20 protein-coding genes and 1 other RNA gene are annotated in these 22,698 nt (G+C 44.5%); 3 read left to right on the forward strand and 18 right to left on the reverse strand.

Annotation, left to right across the window (positions count from 1 at the left end; all coding sequences use genetic code 11):
- Positions 1-24: 24 nt before the first annotated feature.
- The 11 genes from J1C86_RS09135 to J1C86_RS09185 form a co-directional block, all read right to left on the reverse strand.
- On the reverse strand, positions 25-657 hold the full coding sequence (locus tag J1C86_RS09135) for a response regulator transcription factor (protein WP_061592662.1): 633 nt from the start codon (positions 655-657) through the stop codon (positions 25-27).
- A complete protein-coding gene (locus J1C86_RS09140; protein ID WP_125408163.1) occupies positions 635-1,654 on the reverse strand; it encodes a sensor histidine kinase in 1,020 nt (339 codons plus the stop codon). The genes J1C86_RS09135 and J1C86_RS09140 overlap by 23 nt, the downstream gene beginning before the upstream one ends.
- The gene (liaF, locus tag J1C86_RS09145; protein WP_002893496.1) at positions 1,651-2,346 is read right to left on the reverse strand and encodes a cell wall-active antibiotics response protein LiaF; all 696 of its coding nucleotides are present in this window, start codon (positions 2,344-2,346) and stop codon (positions 1,651-1,653) included. The genes J1C86_RS09140 and liaF overlap by 4 nt, the downstream gene beginning before the upstream one ends.
- Positions 2,347-2,490: 144 nt before the next feature.
- Positions 2,491-4,344: a Stk1 family PASTA domain-containing Ser/Thr kinase gene (gene pknB, locus J1C86_RS09150; RefSeq protein ID WP_125408161.1), complete on the reverse strand. Its 1,854-nt coding sequence runs from the start codon at positions 4,342-4,344 to the stop codon at positions 2,491-2,493.
- Positions 4,341-5,081 (reverse strand): Stp1/IreP family PP2C-type Ser/Thr phosphatase, encoded by a 741-nt coding sequence (locus tag J1C86_RS09155; RefSeq protein ID WP_002893499.1) that lies wholly within the window; start codon positions 5,079-5,081, stop codon positions 4,341-4,343. The genes pknB and J1C86_RS09155 overlap by 4 nt, the downstream gene beginning before the upstream one ends.
- An 18-nt stretch (positions 5,082-5,099) precedes the next feature.
- Complete coding sequence (rsmB, locus tag J1C86_RS09160) at positions 5,100-6,416, reverse strand: 16S rRNA (cytosine(967)-C(5))-methyltransferase RsmB (protein ID WP_125408159.1); 1,317 nt, start codon at positions 6,414-6,416, stop codon at positions 5,100-5,102.
- Positions 6,406-7,341, reverse strand: a complete 936-nt coding sequence (gene fmt, locus J1C86_RS09165) for a methionyl-tRNA formyltransferase (RefSeq protein WP_125408157.1) — start codon at positions 7,339-7,341, stop codon at positions 6,406-6,408. The genes rsmB and fmt overlap by 11 nt, the downstream gene beginning before the upstream one ends.
- A gap of 83 nt (positions 7,342-7,424) precedes the next feature.
- A complete protein-coding gene (locus J1C86_RS09170; protein WP_125409528.1) occupies positions 7,425-9,812 on the reverse strand; it encodes a primosomal protein N' in 2,388 nt (795 codons plus the stop codon).
- Positions 9,813-9,872: 60 nt separating this feature from the next.
- The gene (gene rpoZ / locus J1C86_RS09175; RefSeq protein ID WP_002893503.1) at positions 9,873-10,187 is read right to left on the reverse strand and encodes a DNA-directed RNA polymerase subunit omega; all 315 of its coding nucleotides are present in this window, start codon (positions 10,185-10,187) and stop codon (positions 9,873-9,875) included.
- A 25-nt stretch (positions 10,188-10,212) separates the two neighbouring features.
- On the reverse strand, positions 10,213-10,845 hold the full coding sequence (gene gmk / locus J1C86_RS09180) for a guanylate kinase (RefSeq protein WP_002918032.1): 633 nt from the start codon (positions 10,843-10,845) through the stop codon (positions 10,213-10,215).
- Positions 10,846-11,031: 186 nt separating this feature from the next.
- Entirely contained in the window at positions 11,032-12,645 is a 1,614-nt protein-coding gene (locus J1C86_RS09185; RefSeq protein WP_004185631.1) for a ribonuclease Y, read from the reverse strand.
- Between the two features lie 364 nt (positions 12,646-13,009).
- Here J1C86_RS09185 and J1C86_RS09190 point away from each other — a divergent pair, with 364 nt between their 5' ends.
- Positions 13,010-13,492, forward strand: a complete 483-nt coding sequence (locus tag J1C86_RS09190; RefSeq protein ID WP_002893508.1) for an S-ribosylhomocysteine lyase — start codon at positions 13,010-13,012, stop codon at positions 13,490-13,492.
- Between the two features lie 65 nt (positions 13,493-13,557).
- Here the strand turns inward: J1C86_RS09190 and J1C86_RS09195 are convergent, their stop codons facing one another.
- The 5 genes from J1C86_RS09195 to J1C86_RS09215 all read right to left on the reverse strand — a co-directional run bounded on the left by J1C86_RS09195 (position 13,558) and on the right by J1C86_RS09215 (position 17,812).
- Positions 13,558-15,009: a cell division site-positioning protein MapZ family protein gene (locus J1C86_RS09195; protein WP_125408153.1), complete on the reverse strand. Its 1,452-nt coding sequence runs from the start codon at positions 15,007-15,009 to the stop codon at positions 13,558-13,560.
- A gap of 12 nt (positions 15,010-15,021) precedes the next feature.
- Complete coding sequence (locus J1C86_RS09200) at positions 15,022-16,176, reverse strand: THUMP domain-containing class I SAM-dependent RNA methyltransferase (RefSeq protein WP_125408151.1); 1,155 nt, start codon at positions 16,174-16,176, stop codon at positions 15,022-15,024.
- Between the two features lie 284 nt (positions 16,177-16,460).
- Positions 16,461-16,828, reverse strand: an RNA gene (gene rnpB, locus J1C86_RS09205) — RNase P RNA component class B.
- A 22-nt stretch (positions 16,829-16,850) separates the two neighbouring features.
- Positions 16,851-17,213 (reverse strand): cell division regulator GpsB, encoded by a 363-nt coding sequence (gene gpsB / locus J1C86_RS09210; protein ID WP_050540595.1) that lies wholly within the window; start codon positions 17,211-17,213, stop codon positions 16,851-16,853.
- Positions 17,214-17,284: 71 nt separating this feature from the next.
- Entirely contained in the window at positions 17,285-17,812 is a 528-nt protein-coding gene (locus J1C86_RS09215; RefSeq protein WP_002893513.1) for a DUF1273 domain-containing protein, read from the reverse strand.
- A gap of 67 nt (positions 17,813-17,879) precedes the next feature.
- Between J1C86_RS09215 and recU the strand changes: the two genes are divergently transcribed.
- Both recU and pbp1a read left to right on the forward strand, forming a co-directional pair.
- Positions 17,880-18,482, forward strand: a complete 603-nt coding sequence (gene recU / locus J1C86_RS09220; protein ID WP_125408149.1) for a Holliday junction resolvase RecU — start codon at positions 17,880-17,882, stop codon at positions 18,480-18,482.
- Positions 18,475-20,613, forward strand: coding sequence for a penicillin-binding protein PBP1A (gene pbp1a / locus J1C86_RS09225; RefSeq protein WP_049540684.1), 2,139 nt, complete (start codon positions 18,475-18,477; stop codon positions 20,611-20,613). The genes recU and pbp1a overlap by 8 nt, the downstream gene beginning before the upstream one ends.
- A gap of 77 nt (positions 20,614-20,690) precedes the next feature.
- On the opposite strand, the gene pepC is transcribed toward pbp1a, so the two are convergent.
- Together pepC and J1C86_RS09235 are read right to left on the reverse strand one after the other, a co-directional pair.
- A complete protein-coding gene (gene pepC, locus J1C86_RS09230) occupies positions 20,691-22,025 on the reverse strand; it encodes an aminopeptidase C (RefSeq protein ID WP_125409238.1) in 1,335 nt (444 codons plus the stop codon).
- A 78-nt stretch (positions 22,026-22,103) separates the two neighbouring features.
- Complete coding sequence (locus tag J1C86_RS09235) at positions 22,104-22,664, reverse strand: GNAT family N-acetyltransferase (RefSeq protein WP_125409240.1); 561 nt, start codon at positions 22,662-22,664, stop codon at positions 22,104-22,106.
- Positions 22,665-22,698: the final 34 nt, after the last annotated feature.

The raw sequence follows: 22,698 nt of genomic DNA on the forward strand, positions 1-22,698 counted from the left end.
ATCTTAATCTTTTCTATTATACCATTAAAAGTCTTCTTGTGGGACAAGATGGTGCTGAAAAGCATAAACAACTGCCTGAGTACGATCGCTCACCTCCAATTTGGACAGGATATTGGAGACATGAGTCTTGACCGTTTTGAGGGAAATAAAGAGCTCATCCGCAATCCGTTGATTTTCATAACCCTTGGCTAAAAGCCCCAAAATATCACGCTCGCGAGCTGTCAAATCCTCATGGAGCTCAATATGGTTACGATGATATTCCACTTTCTTGCTGACTTCTGTTTCAATGGCAAATTCTCCCTTGGCCACTTTTTTGACGGCACGGAGAATTTCTTCAGCGCTGGAAGTCTTAAGCATGTATCCATGAGCGCCTGCATCCAGAACAGGATAAATTTTTTCATTATCCAGATAAGAAGTCAAAATCAGAATCTTTGCTTCTGGCCACTCTTTTAAAATAGCTAGTGTCGCTTCGATACCATTCATCTCAGGCATGACGATATCCATGATAATCACATCTGGACGATCTGCCAAAGCTTGCTCAACTCCTTCTTTGCCATTGACTGCTTCGGATACTTCTGCTATATCATCTTGCAGTTCCAGGTAACTTTTCAATCCCAATCTGACCATCTGGTGGTCATCCACTAACAATATCTTCATGATCTTCTCCTTCTAGTAAAGGTATCGTGATTTCAATAGAAAGGCCTTTTCTGGGGGCTGTCAAAAGCTTAAAAGTCCCCGCCATATCCCGTACACGGTCTTCCATATTTTTCAAGCCGTAGCTGAGTTCATCCTGAGCCAACGGATCAAAACCGACGCCATTATCAGATACCTTGATTTTAAGCTCATTAGGTGCCTGATAGAGGTAAATATCCAGCCGACTGGCTTGGGCATGCCGCAGTGTGTTGTTGATAATTTCCTGCATGATTCTGAAGACATGCTCCTCCATCTGTTTGGGTAGATGCCCAACCTGATGATTGAAGTGAACATCAATGTCGCTTTTATCAGTTAGCTCCTTGATAATCACATCCATACCTTCGACCAGAGTCTTATTTTCCAACTCTGTAGGCCGCAGGTGAAGCAGGAGAATCCGTAAATCCTTCTGGGCTGTGTCCAGAATATCGGCAATCCCCTTGAGCTGTTTTTGCAGTTTTTCTCCATCAAGCCGTTCTACATTTCCAGCCACTCCTGAAAGAATCATATTGGCTGCAAATAATTCCTGACTGACAGTATCGTGCAAGTCACGCGCAATCCGCCGCCGTTCTTTTTCGATAATTTTCTCTTCCGTCTGCAGGGTTTGGTTTTCAGACTTTTGGAGATTCTCTGTCAGACGGTGCAGCCTCCTCTCAAGCTGATGCAGAGAGCGATCCAGCTCGGGCTGGTCTGTCGGCTCCAGCCTCCGTCCATCCAGCAAATGCCGAAGATTTTTTTGCACATGGGCTACCGATAGATATTGAATCAAGCGGGCTGCTATAACAATCAGAATGGTCAGTGATAAACCGATAATCACAACGAAGAAAACAAAAGACTGCAACAGCTCCAAATCATTAAAGAGCTCCTGCCAAGTGAAATCAAAAATATTGAAAATATAATGGAAGATGATAAATAAGACAAAGAAAGTATAGAGGAGAATAAGAAAATAATTTGATTTCTTCACTTTCTGACAACCTCCACATTTCCTAAGAAGCTGACGAGAACAATCTTCACTGTCTTATTGGCCCGCTTGTAGTCTGGTGTCGTCAGCGAAATGGTTTCATTGCGCAGTTTGCGAGATGGATGATGTAGAAAGTTCAGCTCCCCGTAAAGAGTATTGATTTGCAGCTGAATTTCCACATCCAGCGGCACAATGATCTTGGTATCGCCAAAACCCTTTCGAATGACAATAACATTATCATGGTTGACCAAAATCACGTCTTCCAAATGAATGGTGTCTTTCCCAACAATGCGCAAGAGATTGATGTCGTGAAATTGACAGCTGTCCTTAGAAAAATGCTGCAGGTCCCCCAGCCAGCGATTCTTCTCACTCTGAATTTCTACATCTTCTTCGTAAACGAGATGGGTTTCTTGATTTTCCTTATAGATATAAGGGTAGGCCACAATCATTCCATAAACCAGCGCGAATAAAAGGGCAGCAATGACGTAGGGATTGAGCATGATAATGAAAAACAGCATAATCATGGAAGCAACCAGCAGAAAATTCCCTTTTTGCTTTCCGAAGTAATAATAGAGCAGCAGCAAAAAAAGGACCAAGATAATGACAACACGTGAAAAATCAGCTGCCAGCATGGTAACCAATGCCATGGATAATAAGACTGTTTCAACAAAGACAAATAATTGAACCTTCCACATAGCCGTTTCCTTTCTCTACCTTCCTATTTTAACAAAATTAGGCCAAAAATCCTCCGTCCAAGGCATGAAATGGGGAAATTTGTCCAGCAAAAAAGAAAAACCATCCGTTTTAAGCTAAAAAACTTAAAATGGACGGTTTATTAATCAACTATCAGATGAGCTAGAACTTGTTCCATGTCCACTATCTTCAGACGATGAGCTGCTCTTTGAGCTGCTACTAGACGATGATGATGACGAACTAGATGACGATGGTGTTGTTGCTTCTGTCACGTAAAGAGTGATTTTTTCATTAGACTTGAGATCGATTGTCTGACCTGCTGCTGGTGACTGGGAAGTTACCAAGTCTGCCTGAGTCGAAGTGACCGAACGGTCAACAACTCGCTCAATTCGGGAAGAAGAAATTCCCATTTGGATCAAGTAAGATCGTGCATTGGCGTAGGTGTACTGCATGCTGCCAAAGTCAGGCATGGACACACTAGTCACTTCTTTCGCCACTGTCAGCTTAATCTTATGATTAGAAGTCAAATCATAGGTCGAACCAGCTGCCGGAGACTGACGAATCACCTGACCTGGCTCGTACTCGTCCGATTCTTCCTCAACAATCTCAATCAATTTCTCAGAAACATTATAGTTTGTTTTCAGATTTTCAACTGCGGCTGATTTTGCTTGACCGACATAATCTTCCATTACAAAGGTCTTGGGGCCCTTGGAGATAATCAGGTCAATCTTGCTGCCTTCGCGGCGCTGACTGTTGGCCTGTGGATCGGTTTTAATGACTTTGCCAGATTCGACATTGTCGCTGTATTCTTCCTTTTCGTCTCCGACAACCAGCTTCTTAGCTTCAATAGCGGAGCGAGCCTCTGCTACAGTCTGGCCAGAAACATCTGGTACGCTGGTATTGGATGGGCTATTATAAAGAAGGACAACAAAAGCCGCCAAAACCAATAGGACTGCAAAGAAAAGTACTTTATAACGCGTTCTCAAGCGACGTTTCTTTGGAACTTTCTTAACCGCATCAGCTATCTCTTCCTTAACTTCAGTCGCTTCCGCTTTAGGCGGAGTTGGCTTAACAGGTGGAACTGCTGGCTGCGGTACAGGTGAGATTTTTGGCAAGGTCTTGGTGTCTGCTTTCGCTACATCATCAAAGACTAATTTCTTTTCATTGCGGCGCTCATAGGATAAGCTGCTGGACAAGTCAACATACATCTCAGCAACTGACTGATAGCGATCCGTCAGTTTTTTGGCTGTTGCCTTAATGACCACATTTTCCAAGGCCTGAGGCACATTAGGATTTTCAGAAATGATGGATGGCAGCGGCTTTTGGAAATGCTGAAGAGCAATCGTAACGGCACTATCCCCATCATAAGGGATATGACCAGTCAGCATCTCATAAAAAATAATCCCCATCGCATAAATATCACTCTGAACAGTTGCTTTAGAGCCACGTGCCTGCTCAGGCGATAGATAATGAACCGAGCCCAGCATAGAGTTAGTCTGAGTCAGACTAGTCTCTGCAAAGGCAACCGCAATCCCAAAGTCTGTTACCTTGGCATTGCCATCTGGGGTTAAGAGGACATTTTGTGGTTTCAGGTCACGATGGACAATGCCACGTGTATGCGCCAAGCGCATCGCCAGCAAGATTTGTCCCATGATTCTGACTGCTTCTTCATTTGAAATCGGAGAATTCTCTTTGATATAGCGCTTGAGGTCAAGACCTGCCACGTATTCCATAGCCAGATACTGCTGGCCATCTTCTTCCCCAATATCAGTAATCCGAACGATGTGCGGATGGTCCAAGTCAGCCATCGCCTTAGCTTCCCGCTGGAAACGCGCGACAGCGATAGGATCTGTCTGGTAATTGGTCCTAAGAACCTTTACCGCAACTTCCTCACCATCCAAAATCAAGTCCTTGGCCAGATAGACATCTGCCATGCCTCCGCGGCCAATCTGCTTGATGATTTTATATCGCCCGGCAAAGATTTTGCCGATTTGAATCATGCCTTATCCTCCTTGTCAAAGCGAACCAGAGCAACTGTGATGTTATCCAGCCCTCCAGCATTGTTGGCAAAGCGAATTAAGGTTTCTGTTTTTTCAGACAGGCTGATGTCGCTGGTGACAATGTCACAAATTTCACTGTCTGAAATCATATTGGTCAGACCGTCACTGTTGAGCAGAAGATAGTCACCATCTTCCAAGGTAATCATGCCATAGTCAGGCTGCACTTCATCTTTTTGACCAATAGACTGGGTAATGATATTCTTCTGCGGATGACGCTCTGCTTCTTCTGGAGTGATCTGTCCAGCTTTCAACAAAGCATTAACAAGTGAGTGATCATTAGTCAGCTGGCGGTATTCATCACCGCGAATCAAGCCGATGCGAGAATCACCGATATGGGCATAGATGGCTTGATTATCAATGATAGCCAAGGCTTCCAAAGTCGTGCCCATGCCCTTGTATTCTTCATCTTGACCAAATTGATGAATGCGCTGATTTTCCTCTTCCAAGTGCTCCGCAAACCATTCACGCACCTGATTCACCGAATCAATCTGTGTATCAACCCAGGCAGCTCCTAAGTCTGTCACAGCCATTTCACTGGCAATGTTTCCAGCTCTGTGACCGCCCATACCATCTGCCAAGATGATCAGGGTCTTGCCCGCCCGATTCACAAAAAGATTAGCATAATCTTGGTTATTTGTACGCTTTTGACCAACATCTGTTAATAATGAAATTTCCATACTGTCAGTTTCCTCCTCTTATTCCGATATCTTCCTAAATTGACTGATAAAAAATCCGTCGCTTTCATATAATTCCGGCGTAATCAAGATACAGCCGTCTTTGACGATATCTTTTCTTTCATGGTCTAATAAGACTTGCTCAAAGTTCGGATGACTGGCCAGAAATTTCTCGACAACCTCAAAATTCTCTTTGGCCATAATCGTGCAAGTACTATAAGCTATTATACCACCTTTACGTAGACTTTGACAAACGCTGTCTAGTATATCCAGCTGAATTTTTTGTAAATTCTCAAAATCTGCATTTTCTTTATTATATTTTATATCCGGTTTGCGGCGAATTAAGCCAATACCAGAGCAAGGAGCGTCCACCAGGATTTTATCGAAAGCATCTGGGCCAAATGTCTCAAACACCTTGGTCGCGTCTAGCTTTTTCGTAGTGATTTTATCAGCCAAGCCCAGTCTTTCTGCATTTTCTTCTACGAGCTCTAACTTATGATCGTAGAGATCTAAGGCTGTAATGTGACCGTTCGTCAGATAGGAAGCCATGTGGACAGTCTTGCCGCCCGGTGCACTGCAGGCATCCAGAATCTGCTCCTCTCCTTCGATGTCCAGAGTAGGAGCCACCAGCTGACTAGACTCATCCTGAATCGTAATCGCTCCGCTTTCAAAGAGCTGGTGCCCAGCAAAATGCCCCTGTTTCTTAACCAAGGCTGACAGAGATAAGAGCGAGTCCTCAGCCCCTAAAAGCTGGCGAAGCTCTGCCTTTCGCGACATATCCGTCACTCGAATGCTGGCCTTACTACGAACAAAGAGACTGGCAAAGATAGCTAAAGCTCTTTCTTCGCCATACTCTTCTATCAGGTCTTTGACCAGCCAGACCGGCAGAGAATACTGAATCGAATAGCGCTTGTTTTTGCGCTTGATTGTTTCAAAATCAGCTACACCCTCACGCTCAATCCTACGTAACAAGGCATTGGCAAATTTTTCGCTGCCTCGTTTACGTATTTTCGCAATTTCAACAGCCTCATGAACAACTGCATGCTGAGGGATTTTATCCAGATAGAGCATCTGGTACAGACTGAGCATAAGCAGAATGTAGAGCCAGTTATCCAATTTGTCCCTATCCTCAATCAGATGGGACAGATACCATTCCAGAGTGATTTTCCGAGCAACTGTGCCGTAAACTAGCTCTGTTACCAGACCTTTATCTGCTTGACTCAGCGAGCTTTGACTCAGAGCCCGGTTTAAGGCGATATTGGAATAGGCTCCTTCTTCAAAAACTTCTTCCAAAACTTCTAAGGCCTGCCAACGGGCCGTTTTTTGCTTACTTTCCAAAAGTATCTCCTACGGATAGGCTGCGGCCCAGTCCATTCAAAAAATCAACGATAGCCATCTTGGGCTTACCAGCAGGCTGAACTGTCTTCAGCGAGAGAGCTCCCTGTCCAGCTGCGACCACTAGCTCTTTTTTACTAATAGACAATATCTGTCCCGGCTGACCGCTGCCAGCTGCCATATCTGCTTCGTAAATCTTAAAACGTTGCCCTTGCAGCAAGGTATGAGCTACCGGCCAAGGATACATGCCACGAATTTGATTGAAAATTTGGCGGTTTGTTTTGCTCCAGTCTATCCGCTCTTCTTCTGGGCTGATATTTGGAGAGAAAGTGACCTGGCTTGGATCCTGCGGCTGAGGGATAATCTGCCCTGCCCTATAAGCTGGCAGCACATCTAATAACAGTTCTCGACCGATAAGCGCCAATTTTTCAAAGAGAGTTCCAACATTGTCAGTCTCTTCAATCGGCGTCGCCTTGCTGGCTATCATGTCTCCAGCATCCATCTCCTTGACCATTTCCATAATCGTAACACCCGCTTGCTCATCGCCGTTGATCAGAGCATAGTGAATGGGCGCACCACCTCGGTATTTAGGCAGCAAAGAGGCATGAACATTCACCGCAAAATCAACACTGTCCAGCAAGCGGCTAGGCAAAAACTGTCCAAAAGCAGCTGTGACAATACCATCTGCTTCTAAGTTCATCAGCTCCTCTAAATCCGAGCTTTGAGCCAGTTTTTCCGGTTGATAAACCGGTAGCTTGTATTCCAAGGCCAGCTCTTTTACCGGAGTCATGCGGATCTCTCTTTTACGGCCGACGGCACGGTCCGGCTGCGTTACCACTGCTAACACTTCGTATTGACCGCTATCCAGCAACCCTTTTAGGACAGTCGCTGAGAAGTCCGGTGTTCCCATAAATATTATTTTCATCATTTTAAACTATTGATTCCTTCTTTGTTCCTTCCCTTATTATATCAGAAGTCGCCTACAACAACCTTAATCTCGGCTAAAATGCTTCACATAAAATTTTGTGGCTCATTATCAATTGTCAGGCGTAAATCTTTATTGTCCCGATTTTGTGTCCAGTCCAAGACTTGATTTAGCGTCGCCTGCAGCTTGTCCTCAAAGCGATATTTGAGCAAAATCTGATAATGATAGAGATTGTGGGTGCGGGCAATCGGCTTCGGCGTTGGACCCAGGATTTGCACTTTTTCTGACAGACCGCTTCGCAGAATATCCATAACTTCATAAGCTTTTCGCACTGCTGTCTCTTCATCCTTGTGCGACAGGGTTAGACCGACTGTAAAGTAATATGGCGGATAGCCTAGCTGCCGGCGGATTCCCATTTCATAAGCATAAAAGCCCTCGTAATCCTGCTGCTTAGCAAACTCAATGGCATAATGATGAGGATTATAGGACTGGATAAAGACCTGACCAGCCTTTTCAGCCCGACCAGCCCGGCCCGCCACCTGAGTCAGCAGCTGGAAGGTTCGTTCTGAAGAGCGAAAGTCCGGTAGATTAAGAGCAGTATCTGCATTGAGAACACCAACTAGCGTCACGTTTGGAAAATCCAATCCCTTGGCAATCATCTGGGTGCCTAAGAGAATATCTGCCTGCCCCTGACCAAAGCTTTCTAAAATGGCTTCATGACTGCCTTTCTTACGGGTCGTATCTACATCCATCCGCAAAATGCGAGCCTGTGGAAAGAGCTGAACCAACTCATCATAAGCTTTCTGCGTCCCAGTACCATAATAGCGAATGCTGCGGCTGGCACAGTTAGGACAACTCTGAGGAATATTCTTAGTAAAACCACAGTAGTGGCAGTTCATGGTCTTAGTGTCCATATGCAGGGTCAGAGAAATATCACAGTTGGGACAGCTGTCAACGGTCCCACATTCCCGACACATAACAAAGCTGGAATACCCCCGCCTGTTGAGCATGAGAACCGTCTGCTCTCCCTTATCCAGACGATCTTGAATAGCCTCTAGCAGGACTGGGGTGAAATTACTGGCCTCATGCTGCCCGATATAATCCCGAAAATCCACCACTTCCACTTGAGGAATCTGCGCCAGCGGATTTGCACGCTTTCTGAGCAGCTGAAAATCATAGACTCCACGGCTTGCTCGGGCACGGCTCTCCAAGCTCGGAGTTGCCGAACCTAACACTAAGACAGCTTGATTATACTGAGCTCGCAGAAGAGCCACCTCTCTAGCATGATAGCGAGGATTAGAATCCTGCTTGTAGGAGGACTCATGCTCTTCATCAATGATAATGGCTCCAATATTTGTCAGCGGAGCAAAAATAGCTGAACGCGCACCAACAACAACCTGGGCAGCTCCTCGCTCCACCTTGCGCCACTCATCATATTTCTCACCGTCAGACAGGCCTGAATGCAAAATAGCAACTTGGTCGCCAAATCTAGAAATAAAGCGGTCAGTAACCTGCGGAGTCAGAGAGATCTCTGGAACAAGCATGATAGCGGTCTTGCCTTGGGCCAGTGCCTCTGCGATGACCTGTAGGTAAACTTCGGTCTTTCCACTGCCCGTGACCCCTTCTAAGAGGACTGGCTGAGAATGACTCTGACCAATTTTCTGAGTGATTGCTGCAACCGCTACGGCTTGTTCATCATTTAAGGTCAGACTTTGCTGCTGCCGCTCCTTTTGGAAATAAGCAGCAGAACGGCTGATTTCTCTATCTTCAATGCTAATTAGGTTTTCTTTGATAAAGTAATTAATAACATCACGCGAAAAGTTTTCTCGCAAATCAGCCAAGAGCCGGCTGTCCTGATGCTCCAGCAAGACTTCTTTTAATGCTTGTTTTTTCTTGGCTTGTCGAGGAAGATCATGATTTTGCAGAGCGATATGATTGACCTGATACCATTTCTCAGTCTTAATATGCTTCTTGTCCGTCGCCTGATACTCCAGCCGAATACGGCCAGTCTGAGTCAGTCGCATCAGCTTGGCCTGGCTTTTCTTGTCCAAATCAGAAAAGCGAAGGCTGTCCTCCTGTCCAAAGATAGCTGAACGTTCCTCATCATTCAGCAGCTCCGTCGGATAGAGTAGTTTATCATAGCTGGAGTTGAGAAGACTAGGCAGCATGGCCTTTAAAAGGCTAATCTTATAGGAAAAGACTGACTTGCGCAGCTCGTCCGCCAGCCAGAGCTGTTCCTGATTCAGCACGGGACTGAAATCAAGGACTTCCGCAATCTCCTTTAGCTCTTCTCGGTCTCCCATCTCATCAAAGCCGACCACAATCCCCTGAATCAGGCGATTTCCCTGCCCAAAAGGGACATGGACCCGCATGCCAGCCTCCAGCATCCCTGCAAACTCTTCTGGAATAGCATAACTATAGGGCTTGTCCGTCTGCATCAGAGGAACATCCACAATAATCTTTGCTACCTTCAAATTCTCACCCCACTTTCCTCAACATCATTACAGAAAAAATAAGATTGAGCATCCCCAACCTTAAATCTTCTCACCTTCTTCTTTTTCTTTAGCGATTTGCTCTTTAATCTTGCGTTCTTCTTCTTCTTTACGAAGGCGCTCTTCTTCTGCCCGACGGCGAACAGCCTCGCGCTTGCCTTCTGGATCTGGATGGATAACAACATTACCGGATTCAATTTCTTCCAAAGCACGAAGAGTGGATTTGACAGACTTGAATTCCTGCGTAGCGGGAGCTCCAGCTTCAAGCTCATGAGCGCGCTTAGCTTCTAAAATAACCAAGGAATATTTTGACGGAACCTTGTCCAGCAAAGTGTCAATAGACGGTTTTAACATCATAATTTTCTACCTAATTTCTAACTTTCTATCGAATAATCGTTTCATTTTTTGGAAGCATGTCCTGATAACGGCCGATAACACGGTCTACTCGGAAATGCTCTGCTTCAATCACGCGCTTGACACGGTCGGCAGCTAGCGGCACCTGATCATTGACAATGGCATAATCATACTCGCGCATGAGGGCAATTTCTTCTTTGGCCTTTTCAATGCGTTGGGCGATAATCTCCGCACTGTCTGTTCCACGGCCGACCAAGCGGTCTTTAAGTTCTTCTAAGTCTGGAGGAGTCAAAAAAATAAAGACGGCATCTGGAACTTTTTTCTTGACTTGCAAAGCTCCCTGAACCTCAATCTCTAGGAAGACATCAATACCTTTATCCAGCGTTTCATTGACATAAGTCAGAGGCGTCCCGTAGTAGTTTCCTACATACTCTGCGTACTCCAGCATCTGGCCCTGACGAATCAGCTCTTCAAACTCCTCGCGAGTTCGGAAGAAATAGTCAACTCCATCCACTTCGCCTGAGCGCTGAGGACGAGTCGTCATGGATACCGAGTACTGGAATTGGTTATCAGTGCTTTCAAAAATTTCTCGTCTAACAGTCCCTTTTCCTACACCAGAGGGACCAGAAAAGACGATTAGTAAGCCTCGTTCCGTCATCATGTCTCCTTCACAGTCTTTCTATCTAGTGTAACAAAATTAGACTGATATTTCAAGAGGATAGGAAGAAATGTATGTGTCTAGAGTTTTGAGAAAATAGAAAAATAAGCAAGCAATCATACGGAAAACCAAATAGACCGGCAGATAATTCAAGAAAAAAGCAATCTGTTAACAGACTGCATTTTTTCTTTATTTTGCGTAGTCAACGGCCCGCATCTCACGGATAACCGTTACCTTGATATTGCCCGGATATTCCAAGTTGTTTTCGATCTTTTCACGAACATCGTGAGCCAAAATCGTAATCTTGTCATCCTTAATCTTGTCCGGCTGAACCATAATCCGGATTTCCCGGCCGGCTTGTAAAGCAAAGCTGTTCTTGACACCCTTGAAACTATTAGCGATTTCTTCCAAATCTTGGAGACGCTTGATATAGCTTTCCAGAGATTCACTGCGGGCACCTGGCCGAGCAGCACTGAGAGCGTCTGCTGCAGCTACGATAACGGCAATGACACTTTCTGCTTCCACATCTCCGTGGTGGCTGGCAATGGTATTAACAACAACTGGATGCTCCTTGTACTTACGAGCCAGTTCTGTCCCGATTTCCACGTGGCTGCCTTCAACCTCACGGTCGATAGACTTGCCAATATCATGGAGGAATCCAGCACGGCGGGCTAAATTAGCATTTTCACCTAGCTCAGCAGCGATGATACCGGAAAGCTTGGCAACCTCAATAGAATGCCTCAGGACGTTCTGACCATAAGAAGTACGGAACTGCAAGCGACCCATGATTTTCATCAAATCAGGATGCAGGTTAGGAGCTCCGATTTCATAAGCTGCTGCTTCCCCGTACTCACGGATGCGATTGTCAATTTCCAGACGATTCTTCTCAACCAACTCCTCGATGCGGGCTGGATGAATGCGACCATCTTTCAAGAGTGCTTCCATGGTCATACGAGCAATCTCACGTCGAATCGGATCAAAACCTGAGAGAGTAACCACTTCAGGCGTATCATCAATGATGACATCAATACCAGTCAGACTTTCAAAAGTTCGGATATTGCGACCTTCACGGCCAATAATCCGACCCTTCATACTGTCATCTGGCAGATGCACCGTTGAGTTGGTTTGCTCAGCGACATAATCACCGGCAATACGCTGCATGGCTTGGACCAAGATATTCTTCGCAACCTTGTCAGACCGCTCTTTGATATCTTGCTCCGCATCCCGAATCCTAGTCGCAATCTCTTTAGAAAGCTTGTCCTCGGTCTGCGTCAAAATAATATCACGCGCTTCTGTCTGCGATAGCGAAGCAACTCGCTCCAGCTCTGCTGCCTTCTGCTTTTCAAGTTCCGCTACTTGTTCTTCACGCGCATCAATGTGTTTAGATTTATCTGAGAGACTTTGTTCTTTTTGCTCCAAAGCCTTTTCTTTGTTGCTTAAATTATCGTCTTTGCGGTCAAGGGTCGAAGCACGCTCTGTTAAGCGGCTTTCGATTTGTTTCAACTCTTGACGTTCAGACTTAAATTCTGCATCAACTTGTTCACGATATTTTCTGGCTTCTTCTTTTGCCTCCAAAAGTGCTTCTTTTTTAAGCGAACTTGTTTCTCGCTTGGCTTCTTTGATAATCAAATCAGCTTCGCGTTCAGCCTGTCCGCGTAAATTGGTTGCTTCTTGTTCAGCATTTAAAAGAGTAAGCTCTGCAGCTTCTTTAGATGATTTCATCTTAGCCGAGACACTTACATATCCAATCACTAAACCAATGATGGCAGCAAAAACAGACATAATTATAGGAAATAGGTCCATGTTTTTACTCCAAATCTATTTAATTGTTGAATTCAAAATTCCATACTATTCTATCACAAATCTAAAAAATTCACAAACCTATTTTTTGAAAAACAAGAAAGCTTTTGTCCAATTTTTACCGACTAAATCTTCAAAGTTTGTAGAAGGCTGAGCACCAAATCTTTTTCAAACCATAAACAAGATTATTCAAACTTTTCATTCCCCTAAGACCTAAACTTTATTCCCAAATAAAAAATTTTTATGCTATAATCAGAGAAGAAAAGATGCATATGAGACAGGCTTTTTCTTAACTAACAAGACAAACCTATGGCTTGATATCACTAGAAAAACCTTCTCGCACTCGCTACATTGTAAAGGAGAAACCATGTCTAAAGAAGTTATCGTTGAAAGCTTTGAGCTGGATCACACCATCGTCAAAGCGCCTTATGTCCGCCTTATCGGAGAAGAAACTGGTCCCAAAGGAGACATCATTTCCAATTTTGATATCCGTCTGGTTCAGCCTAATGAAGATTCCATTCCAACTGCCGGCCTGCATACCATCGAGCATTTGCTGGCTATGTTGATTCGCAAGCGCATTGATGGTATGATTGACTGCTCACCTTTTGGCTGTCGCACCGGTTTTCATATGATTATGTGGGGCCAACACAGCTCCAGCCAGATTGCTCAGGTCATCAAATCCTGTCTGGAAGAAATCGCTGAGTCAACTAGCTGGGAAGATGTCCCTGGAACAACCATTGAATCCTGCGGAAACTACAAGGATCACAGTCTCTTCTCAGCCAAAGAATGGGCTAAACTTATTCTTAGCCAAGGAATCTCAGATGATGCCTTTGAACGCCATGTGATTTAAAACAATAAAAAGTTCTCGAAATCGAGAACTTTTTTTGTGCATATATAATGAAATTCATCAACAAACTAGAAATCAAGTGAGTCAGCATGACCTGGTCCATTTCCGACGAAGTATCCAGTCTTACAGTTGATACTGAAGAGATAGGTGCCGTCTGGTTTGAAGAGGTTGTAGTAGCCGTTTCCTTTGATAATATTAACACGTTCTAGGATATAGTTATCACCAGAAATATAGCCGCGCTCACGAGAAGTTTGCAAAATCTTCTCCAGAACACCAGGATTGAATGTCCAAGCTGGATTGTTGACGTCATCAATAGCTGCTTGGTTATAAGGGACACGACTGAGGTCTCTCTGCAGATTTACTCCGTTGCTAGGAAGACCATAGCCAGAGTAAGAGCTGGAAGCCCCTGAACCAGATGCACTTGAACCGCCACTTGTACCCGCACTAGAGCCTCCCTGATCAGTAGCAGGAGCCAGTGTTGGAATCTGTTGGCCGCGTCCTTGGGCAATCGCTGCTTTTAGAACTTCATCTAATTTAGCATTGCCACTTGATACATCTGAGAAGGTCGCATTGGTATTGGCCTTGGCTTCCTTGTTCAAGACGCCGTCAGTGATTGCTCCGCCATCAAACTGTGAATTGACACTTTGGATAGCCGAAATCTGCTTGACCAAGGAATCATACTTGCTCTTAGCGGCATCATAGTCTTTGCTGCCTTTTAGCTTTTCAAGTAAGGTTTTTAATTTTTCCAAGTCGCCGAATTTACTGTTTTTGACAGCTGTCTGATTGCTATCTGTGAAAAATGCAGCATACTCATCATTAAAGGACTTCAGATCCTTGGCAGTATTATCAGAGCTAGACGAAGACGAGCTCTTTTTGCTGGACTGCGATGTTGAAGAGCTTGAGCTTGTAACGGTCTTGTGGCCCCAATTATGCCCCAGAGCAAAGTAAAGCCCTGTGCCCGCTACAGCAATCCCTAAAAGTCCTAAGACTGGATAAAGGAAAGCTTTTTTCTTGTAGAAAGGCGTCTTAGGAACCTGTAATTCCTTCTCATCAAGCGGTTCTGGAATAGGACCGTAAGATGTCTTTTGAACGGGAGCAGCAGGAATCGCATCAGCTTGCTCTGAGCGTTGACTGCGAGAACCTAAGGGATTTGGAGCTGCTTCTGGCTCACTTGCTGTCTCAGTGGCTGCCGACTGAGCTGCTGGAGTCTCCTGTTCACTTTCAACCTCTTGCCGTCTTTCTTTGATGAATTCGGTCAAATCAGAAGTGGCTTGCTCAGCTTGAGCCGCTTCCTGCTCCTGCAGCTTTCTGATTTTCTGGGTTTCAAATTTTCCAGCTTCGATTTCCTGACGGTGCTGCTTGATGTACTTATCCAGCACATTGTCGCTTTCATTCACACCGGCTTCCAGCTCCTCTTTTTTACGAGTAGCTTGACCGACTGTCATTTCCTTGGCCTCTTCAAAATCAAGGACCGACTCTTTCTTTTCTTCTTCTGGTGAGTAGTTTTCTTCTTTCGTCACGGCAAATCCTTTCTAATCTAACTGACGTTTGACCCGCTGGCCAAAATACTGATATAAATCAACTTTTAAAGTACCATTATAAAGTTTGCGTTTTTTATCGGCCTGACTGCCGTATTTGCTTTCAAGCGCTTCATCGCTAGTCAGGATAAACTTGCTCCAGGTTTTGAGCGGAGCAAAGGTTTCTCCCATTTCCTGATAAAGACGAGTCACAGTCTCATCATCTAGGAGGCGCTCCCCATACGGCGGATTAGAGATAATCACACCATTAATCTTATCTGTATGCAAATCCTGCAGACGCATCTGCTTGAAGTGAATCTGCTCTGCAACTCCTGCTTGCTCAGCGTTTTTTCGAGCTAGTTCTACCATACGGCCATCGATATCCGATCCAGAAATATCCAGCTGGATGGTCTGATCAATCTGACTGAGTGCAGTCGAGCGAGCCTGGGCTACCAGGTCTTTATCCACCCAATTCCAGTCTTCAAAGGCAAAGGAACGATGGAGTCCCGGCGCTATCTTCATCCCAATCATGGCTGCCTCGATACAAAAAGTACCAGAGCCGCAAGTCGGGTCTATCAAAGGCTTATCTGGATACCAATTTGATAGAAGTAAAATAGCTGCTGCCATATTTTCCTTAATCGGTGCACCGCCCTTATCTGCCCGATAGCCACGTTTGAAGAGGCTAGATCCTGTCGTATCAATCATGACTGTCACAACATCTTTTAAGATAGAAACCTCTATCCTAAACTCAGCTCCATTTTCCTGCAGGGGCACCCCTTCCGGACGTGCATAATGCTTCTGCAGCTTCTTGACAACTGCCTTTTTAGAAATAGCCTGAACACTAGGCTCATTGTGAAGTTTTGACTTGACGCATTTAGCCTTGGCAATAGGAAATTTAGCTCCTAGCGGTATATAATTCTCCCAATCCAGAGCAAAAACTCCCTGAAAGAGCTCTTCAAAAGTCTTAGCTGGAAAACTGCCAACTACAATCTTAATCCGATCGGCCGCGCGCAGCCAGAGATTGGTTTGAATAATGGTACTGACATCACCCTCGAAGCGAACCCGACCATTTTCGACCTGACAATCAAGTCCCAACTCTCTGATTTCACGGCCGACGACAGCTTCTAGCCCTGCCGCTGCGGTCGCAATTAAATTAAATTTTTCTTTCATCTTGGCTTTAAAATGGATTCCAATCTATACAAACAAAGGGGGTGAGACAAAAATCGTGATTTCGTCACATCGATTTTCCTCACTCTCCCTTTTTAGATTTTGGGCTGAGAAGGTTTCACTGCCATTTGTCAATTAACTCATTACTTGAAATGCCCATCAGGCAGATGAAGCAACAGCTAGTTGAACTTGGCAGAGAATAGAGCGCTCAGCCACTCTCTTGCTATTCTATTATAAAATTTAAAGAGGACAGGACTTGACGTCCCAGCCTCAGCCTATATGCAATTTTCTGTAAGCCATGTTTTGTTCCGGAAATGACTAGGTACCATTTCCTTCGATAATCATCTGTCTACTGTTTCCAGTCAGAGTGCTATGTTCGCTTCCACGCACTCCATGCCCCGACCAAAGTTTGGGTTGCTAGCTTGAGGGGTTTACCGCGTTCCACTTCTTCTGTTTCCAAAAGAACTACGTCACTGTGGCACTTTCAGACCTAATCAGACATATCAAAAGACTTAGCCTTTTCAGTCGCCGTAACGGAAAAATCCGTCCCTAGGCTTATTTCTTCGCCTAGCACAAACACTACCGGCATCACAGCCAGTGCTAGCATGGACTTTCCTCATGAAAATCTAAAATTTCCACGCGATTATCCAAAAATTGCACTGTTCTAAAAAGAACCATTATTCACGATCCAGAATTTGTTTTCCGAATACTTCCTTTTCAAGACGGTTCAAGCGCTTCAAGATATCAAAATTAGTCGCAGAAGTCATCTGAGGGAAGCTTTCTGCAGTTGACTGAGTCGCTTGTGTTGATTGGACAGGCTGAGCCGGCTGAACTGGTGCTTTTTCAACTGGCTTCGCAGCTAACTCTTCCTTGAGACGGCGATTTTCCTCACGCAGCTCCTTTACCAAGGCTGCATAAGTCTCATAATCCTTGATAATATCGTCCAAAAACTCATCCACTTCGGACTTACTATAGCCACGTACTTCGCGTTTAAAATCCTGATCAAAAATATCTTTTGCTGTAAAAATAATACTTGCCATCTTCTCTCTCCAATCTAGTTTGTCATATTCAATTATAAACAAAATGCCTAATAAAAATCAAGATTTATCATCTAATTTCCCGAAAAATTTTCGGCCACTTCATTCAGGTCATCAAATGTTAATTTTTTGATAAAATATTGTTCTTGTTTTTTCATTTCTTGGTAAAGATATTTCAGTTTTGTCTCCTGTTCTTCATCATAAAACAGGTAGGCTCCATCTGTATTTTGAATGATGAATTGATTGTAATCACGAAACTGACTAGGATTTTGGTAGGTCGGATAAGCATACTTGACGAAATCCGTTTGCTTAAAAGCAGCTAATTTTGCCTGATTGGCTTCGTTCCAATTTTCACCTTGATTCTCAAAGAGAAAGATGGTTGCCGTCTGAAATTCATAGTCTTTTTTCAATTCATTGGCTAAATCCAAAACCCAAGACTCGAAGCCCAGATTGCCCATAAAAACCAGCCAATCTACTCCATCTTCCAAAAAACGGATTAAGTCCCTCTTAGCGGCTTCTTTTATAATTTTTATTCTCATATCTTTTTCCGTCGAAATGCCGATTTCAAAGGCTTTGTAGCCTGTTATTAGTAGACTGGTCATTTATTCTCCCTTAAAAAAGTTTTTTGTGGTATAATAGAGTGATGCTATTGTACCAATAAGGAGTTTTATGGTCAACTATCCGCATAAGCTAAAGGCAAAAAGCAGTATCAATAGGCCAGTTTCCGGCATGATTAACTTTGCCAACCGTGGGATGTCTTTTGAAAAGATGATTAACGAATCCAACAGCTACTATCTAAGCAGAGGACTCGCTGTCATCCATAAAAAGCCCACCCCCATTCAGATTGTCAAGGTTGATTATCCGCACCGTAGCCGAGCCAAGATTGTAGAGGCTTACTTTCGGCAAGCTTCCACAACAGACTATTCTGGAGTCTACAAGGGCCATTATATTGACTTTGAAGCCAAGGAAACCCGACAGAAAAAATCAATGCCCATGAAAAATTTTCATTCGCATCAGATTGAGCACATGGAGGCTGTCCTCGAGCAAAAGGGCATCTGCTTTGTCTTACTGCATTTTTCCAGCTTAAGGGAGACTTACCTACTTCCCGCTTCTTATTTAATTGAGTTTTACAAGATCGACAAGGGAGGGAAGTCCATGCCTCTAACTTACATCCAAGAGCATGGTTATCCGATTGAAATGCAACAGCTTCCCAGCATCCCTTATCTTGAAATTATCGAACAAAAACTACTAGGTGGTATTATAAATGAATAAACAAACTCTTATGCAGGCTTTGAAATATCTTGCAAGTGCACTTATAACCCTGCTTATGATTGGATTCGTGATTGGCTGTTTGGTATTTACCTACTATGCGGTCAAGGCTCCTAAGCTTTCTGAAAAAGACCTGATCGCGACCACATCCAGTAAGATTTTTGACAGCAATAACAATTTGATTGCTGACCTAGGCGCTGAAAAGCGGGTCAATGCTGAAACTAGTGAAATACCTACGGATTTGGTCAACGCCATTGTCGCCATTGAAGACCATCGCTTCTTCAACCACCGCGGGGTAGACTTTATTCGGATTGCAGGTGCCCTTGTTAGCAACATCCGCGGAGGTCGCCAAGGGGGATCAACTCTGACCCAGCAATTGATTAAGCTGTCCTATTTCTCAACCTCTTCTTCGGACGCGACCCTTTCACGTAAAATCCAAGAAGCTTGGCTGGCCGCTCAACTTGAGCGTAAAGCGACCAAGCAGCAAATCTTGACCTATTATGTCAATAAAGTATACATGTCTAACAGTAACTACGGTATGCAAACAGCAGCCCGAAGCTACTATGGCAAGGATCTAAAAGACTTGAGCTTACACCAAACGGCTCTGCTGGCAGGTATGCCTCAGGCACCTAACCAATACGACCCTTACACCCATCCAGAGGCTGCGACCAACCGCCGTAATCTGGTACTTCGTGAGATGCATGATCTCAAGTACATCACAGATGAACAGTATGAGCAAGCCAAGAATACCCCTGTAACCGACGGACTTCAAAGTTTGAAAGCTTCCACTAGCTATCCTGCTTACATGGACAATTATCTTAAGGAAGTAATTGAACAAGTAGAAGAAGAGACTGGCTACAATGTCCTGACAACTGGTATGGAAGTCTATACAAATGTCAACACTGATGCCCAAAAGAAACTCTGGGATATTTACAACACAGGAGACTATGTAGCTTATCCAGATGACGAAATGCAGGTTGCGTCCACCGTTATGGATGTGCAAACTGGTAAAGTCATTGCCCAGCTCGGTTCTCGTAACCAATCTACCAACGTATCCTTTGGTACCAACCAAGCTGTTGAAACCAACCGCGACTTCGGTTCAACAATGAAGCCAATCACCGATTATGCTCCAGCTCTGGAAAATGAAGTCTATACTTCGACAGCTGCTCCTATCACGGATGCTCCATATAACTTCCCGTATTCCAGCACACCCGTCTACAACTGGGATAAGAAATACTATGGCGGGATGACGATTCAATACGCTATTCAGGAATCCCGGAACGTTCCTGCCGTGAAAACGCTGGAAGCCGTTGGTCTGGATGAGTCCCTCAAGTTCCTAAATCGTATTGGGATTAACTATCCTGAAATGTTCTATGTTAATGCCTTTTCAAGTAATACCAGCAAATCCGGCAACGAATACGGAGCCAGCAGTGAAAAAATGGCTGCTGCCTATGCAGCCTTTGCCAATGGTGGTACTTACTACAAGCCTCAGTATGTCAATCGCGTCGTCTTCAGTGACGGAACGGAGAAGACCTTCTCCAACAATGGTTCCAAGGCTATGAAGGAAACGACAGCCTACATGATGACCGATATGATGAAAACAGTCTTGCAGTCTGGTACAGGTACAAACGCTGCTATTTCTGGGGTTTATCAGGCTGGTAAGACTGGAACCTCCAACTATGCTGACGATGAATTAGCCAAACTGACCAAGCCTTACTACTATTCTAGCATTGTCACACCTGACGAGCTCTTCGTTGGTTACACGCCTAAGTATTCCATGGCTGTTTGGACCGGCTACTCTAACCGCTTGACACCAATCCTTGATGACGGGGTTAAGGTTGCAACAGATGTCTACCGCGAAATGATGCTTTACCTAGCTCAAGATGGCTCTGCTTCAGAAGATTGGGAAATGCCAGATGGTCTCTACCGCAGTGGCTCTTATGTCTACCTCAACAGTGGTACTGGCTATAACCGTTACTACAATAACCAGCAGTACTATAACTATTCTAGCTATAGCAGTTACAGTACAGAAGCTAGCTCTGACACATCAGCTTCTAGTGAGCATTCTGGTGATTCAAACAATAACTCTTCTAACCACAACGACTCATCTTCCGGTAACGGTGGAGATGACTAGAGTGACGAAGATTAAAATACAAACTAAAAGAGTAAGAATGAAAAATTCTTACTCTTTTCTTATTCTCTCATCAAAGCTTACTTTGCCAAAGCACCCATGGGATCCCACGGAGCTAGGACAAGAGGCTCTGCTTTATAAGCAGCTAATTCTGTGGCTGTCAGAAACTCCTTTCGTACCACGATTTGATAGGTATACTCGTCCATCCAAGCGTCAGAGGCTACGAAATAGCCCTTGTTACCAACCTTTTCGCCCCAGGAGTTTTCGACCTTCCATTTCTTAGCCTTGCCATTTTCATCCAAGTCCACTCCTGTCAAGACCATGGCGTGGGTCATGAGGCTTTCGCTATAGTCCAAGCGGCCAGCCTTATCCTGAGTTAGTCGAATATCCATGCTAGCAGTGAAATCGTGCATCCCCTCAGCCATAACACCGGCCTTACGATTGCTAGACTGAGCAACATCTGAGCCAAACCAAACGGTCTCGCCAGCCTGCATTTGAGCAATAGCCAGCTCTTTTAGTCGGTTCATTTCAACATTCAAATAGCGAACCGGCTTACTGCCAACGACATTTCCCAACATCTCAACTGTATAGGACCGTCCATAAGGCTTGTCTGCAGTTGGCGCATTGATGATAGAGACATAGTCATCTAGCTTTAGATCGACATATTTTTGATAGAAAGTTAGAGGTGTCAATCCGCTCTCGCTATGGAAATGATTGTCTTTATCGCGATAAGAAAAGTCAAACTGGCGAGGTGGCAAGCCTAAATTCATAGCTAAGAAGTTAAAGACTTCTTGTAGGAGTTCTTCTTTCTTGGTCTGAAGTTCTGACGATTCTGCCCCTTCCGCTCTTAATTCTCGCAAAATCTGCGCATCCTGACGCAAGAGTTTATTGAGAATCTGATTGAGTTCACGGCTATTGCTGGATGAGATAGACTCCGGGTAGACTGACTTGGGCACGACACCATATTTTTTAAAGAGGGAAACAACCATATCCCACTGACCGCCATCCTGCTGTGGCGTATCTAAGAGAAACTTGACCTTACGGCTGGTCAATTCTTGGTCAGCTGTCGCAATCACCTGCTCCAAGAACCAGTTGGATTTTTCATATTTATCCCAAAAGAAGGTATGGGCCTGAGATAGCTCAAAATCCTCCAGTTGGAAACCAGCAATCATCTTGTGGCGGAAGGTATTAAGAGCTGCAAACATCCAACAGCGCCCTGAAGCTTTCTGGTCGCTAACCTTGTCCTTAGTAAGATCCAGCGAAAAGACAGGTGTGTTTTCCACAGCGGCGCTTCGCTTCTCTAAGGAAGCCAAAAGGCCATTGTGACTGATGGCATTTTCCATCGCTGCAAACTTGGGATTGGCCTCATAAGCAGCATACAGCTTATCTGTAAAATCTTGTTCTAACGAATGCATAGAATCCTCCTTGTCATTATACATCTATTATAGAACTTTAAAAAAGGAGCGCAAGTAAAAAGGCTGGACAAAAGAGTCCTAGCCTTTTTCTAAATCGGATCTTAGGATTCCATAGACGGAAAAATCTTTGACTTGTCCTTTATGAAATACAACCTGACGGAAAGTGCCTTCGTAGCTCATGCCAGCTTTAGCCATAACACGCCCAGAAGCTGGATTGGCTGTTACAAATCTTGCTGTGACACGATTGAATCCTGCGTCTTGCAAGAGATAGATTAAAACAGCTTTCAAAGCTTCTGTCATCAGCCCCTGCCCCCAGTAGTCTTTACTTAAAATATAACCGACCTCGCAAGAATTGACTGTTTCATCTCTATCAACCACACTGATATCACCAAGCACTTGTTCAGGGTTTTCCTTCAGGCAGATGGCCCACTTATAAAAATCCATGTTTTGATAATTCTCAACCCAGCGAGCAATAGACTGTTGAGTGACTTCAGGACTCTCGTGAGCATACCAGGTCACATGCAGCAAATTATCCGGACGAGAAGCCCAGTTGTCATACATAGCTTGAGCATCCGATTCCAGAAAAGGTCTTAGTAAAAGACGTTTGGTTTCAATGGACTGTGTACCAATCTTTTTCATAGCTTCCTCGTTTCTTAGCTCAAACTAAAAAGTT

Origin of the sequence: Streptococcus sanguinis (assembly GCF_050220005.1) — a bacterium.
Lineage (GTDB): Bacteria > Bacillota > Bacilli > Lactobacillales > Streptococcaceae > Streptococcus > Streptococcus sanguinis_Z.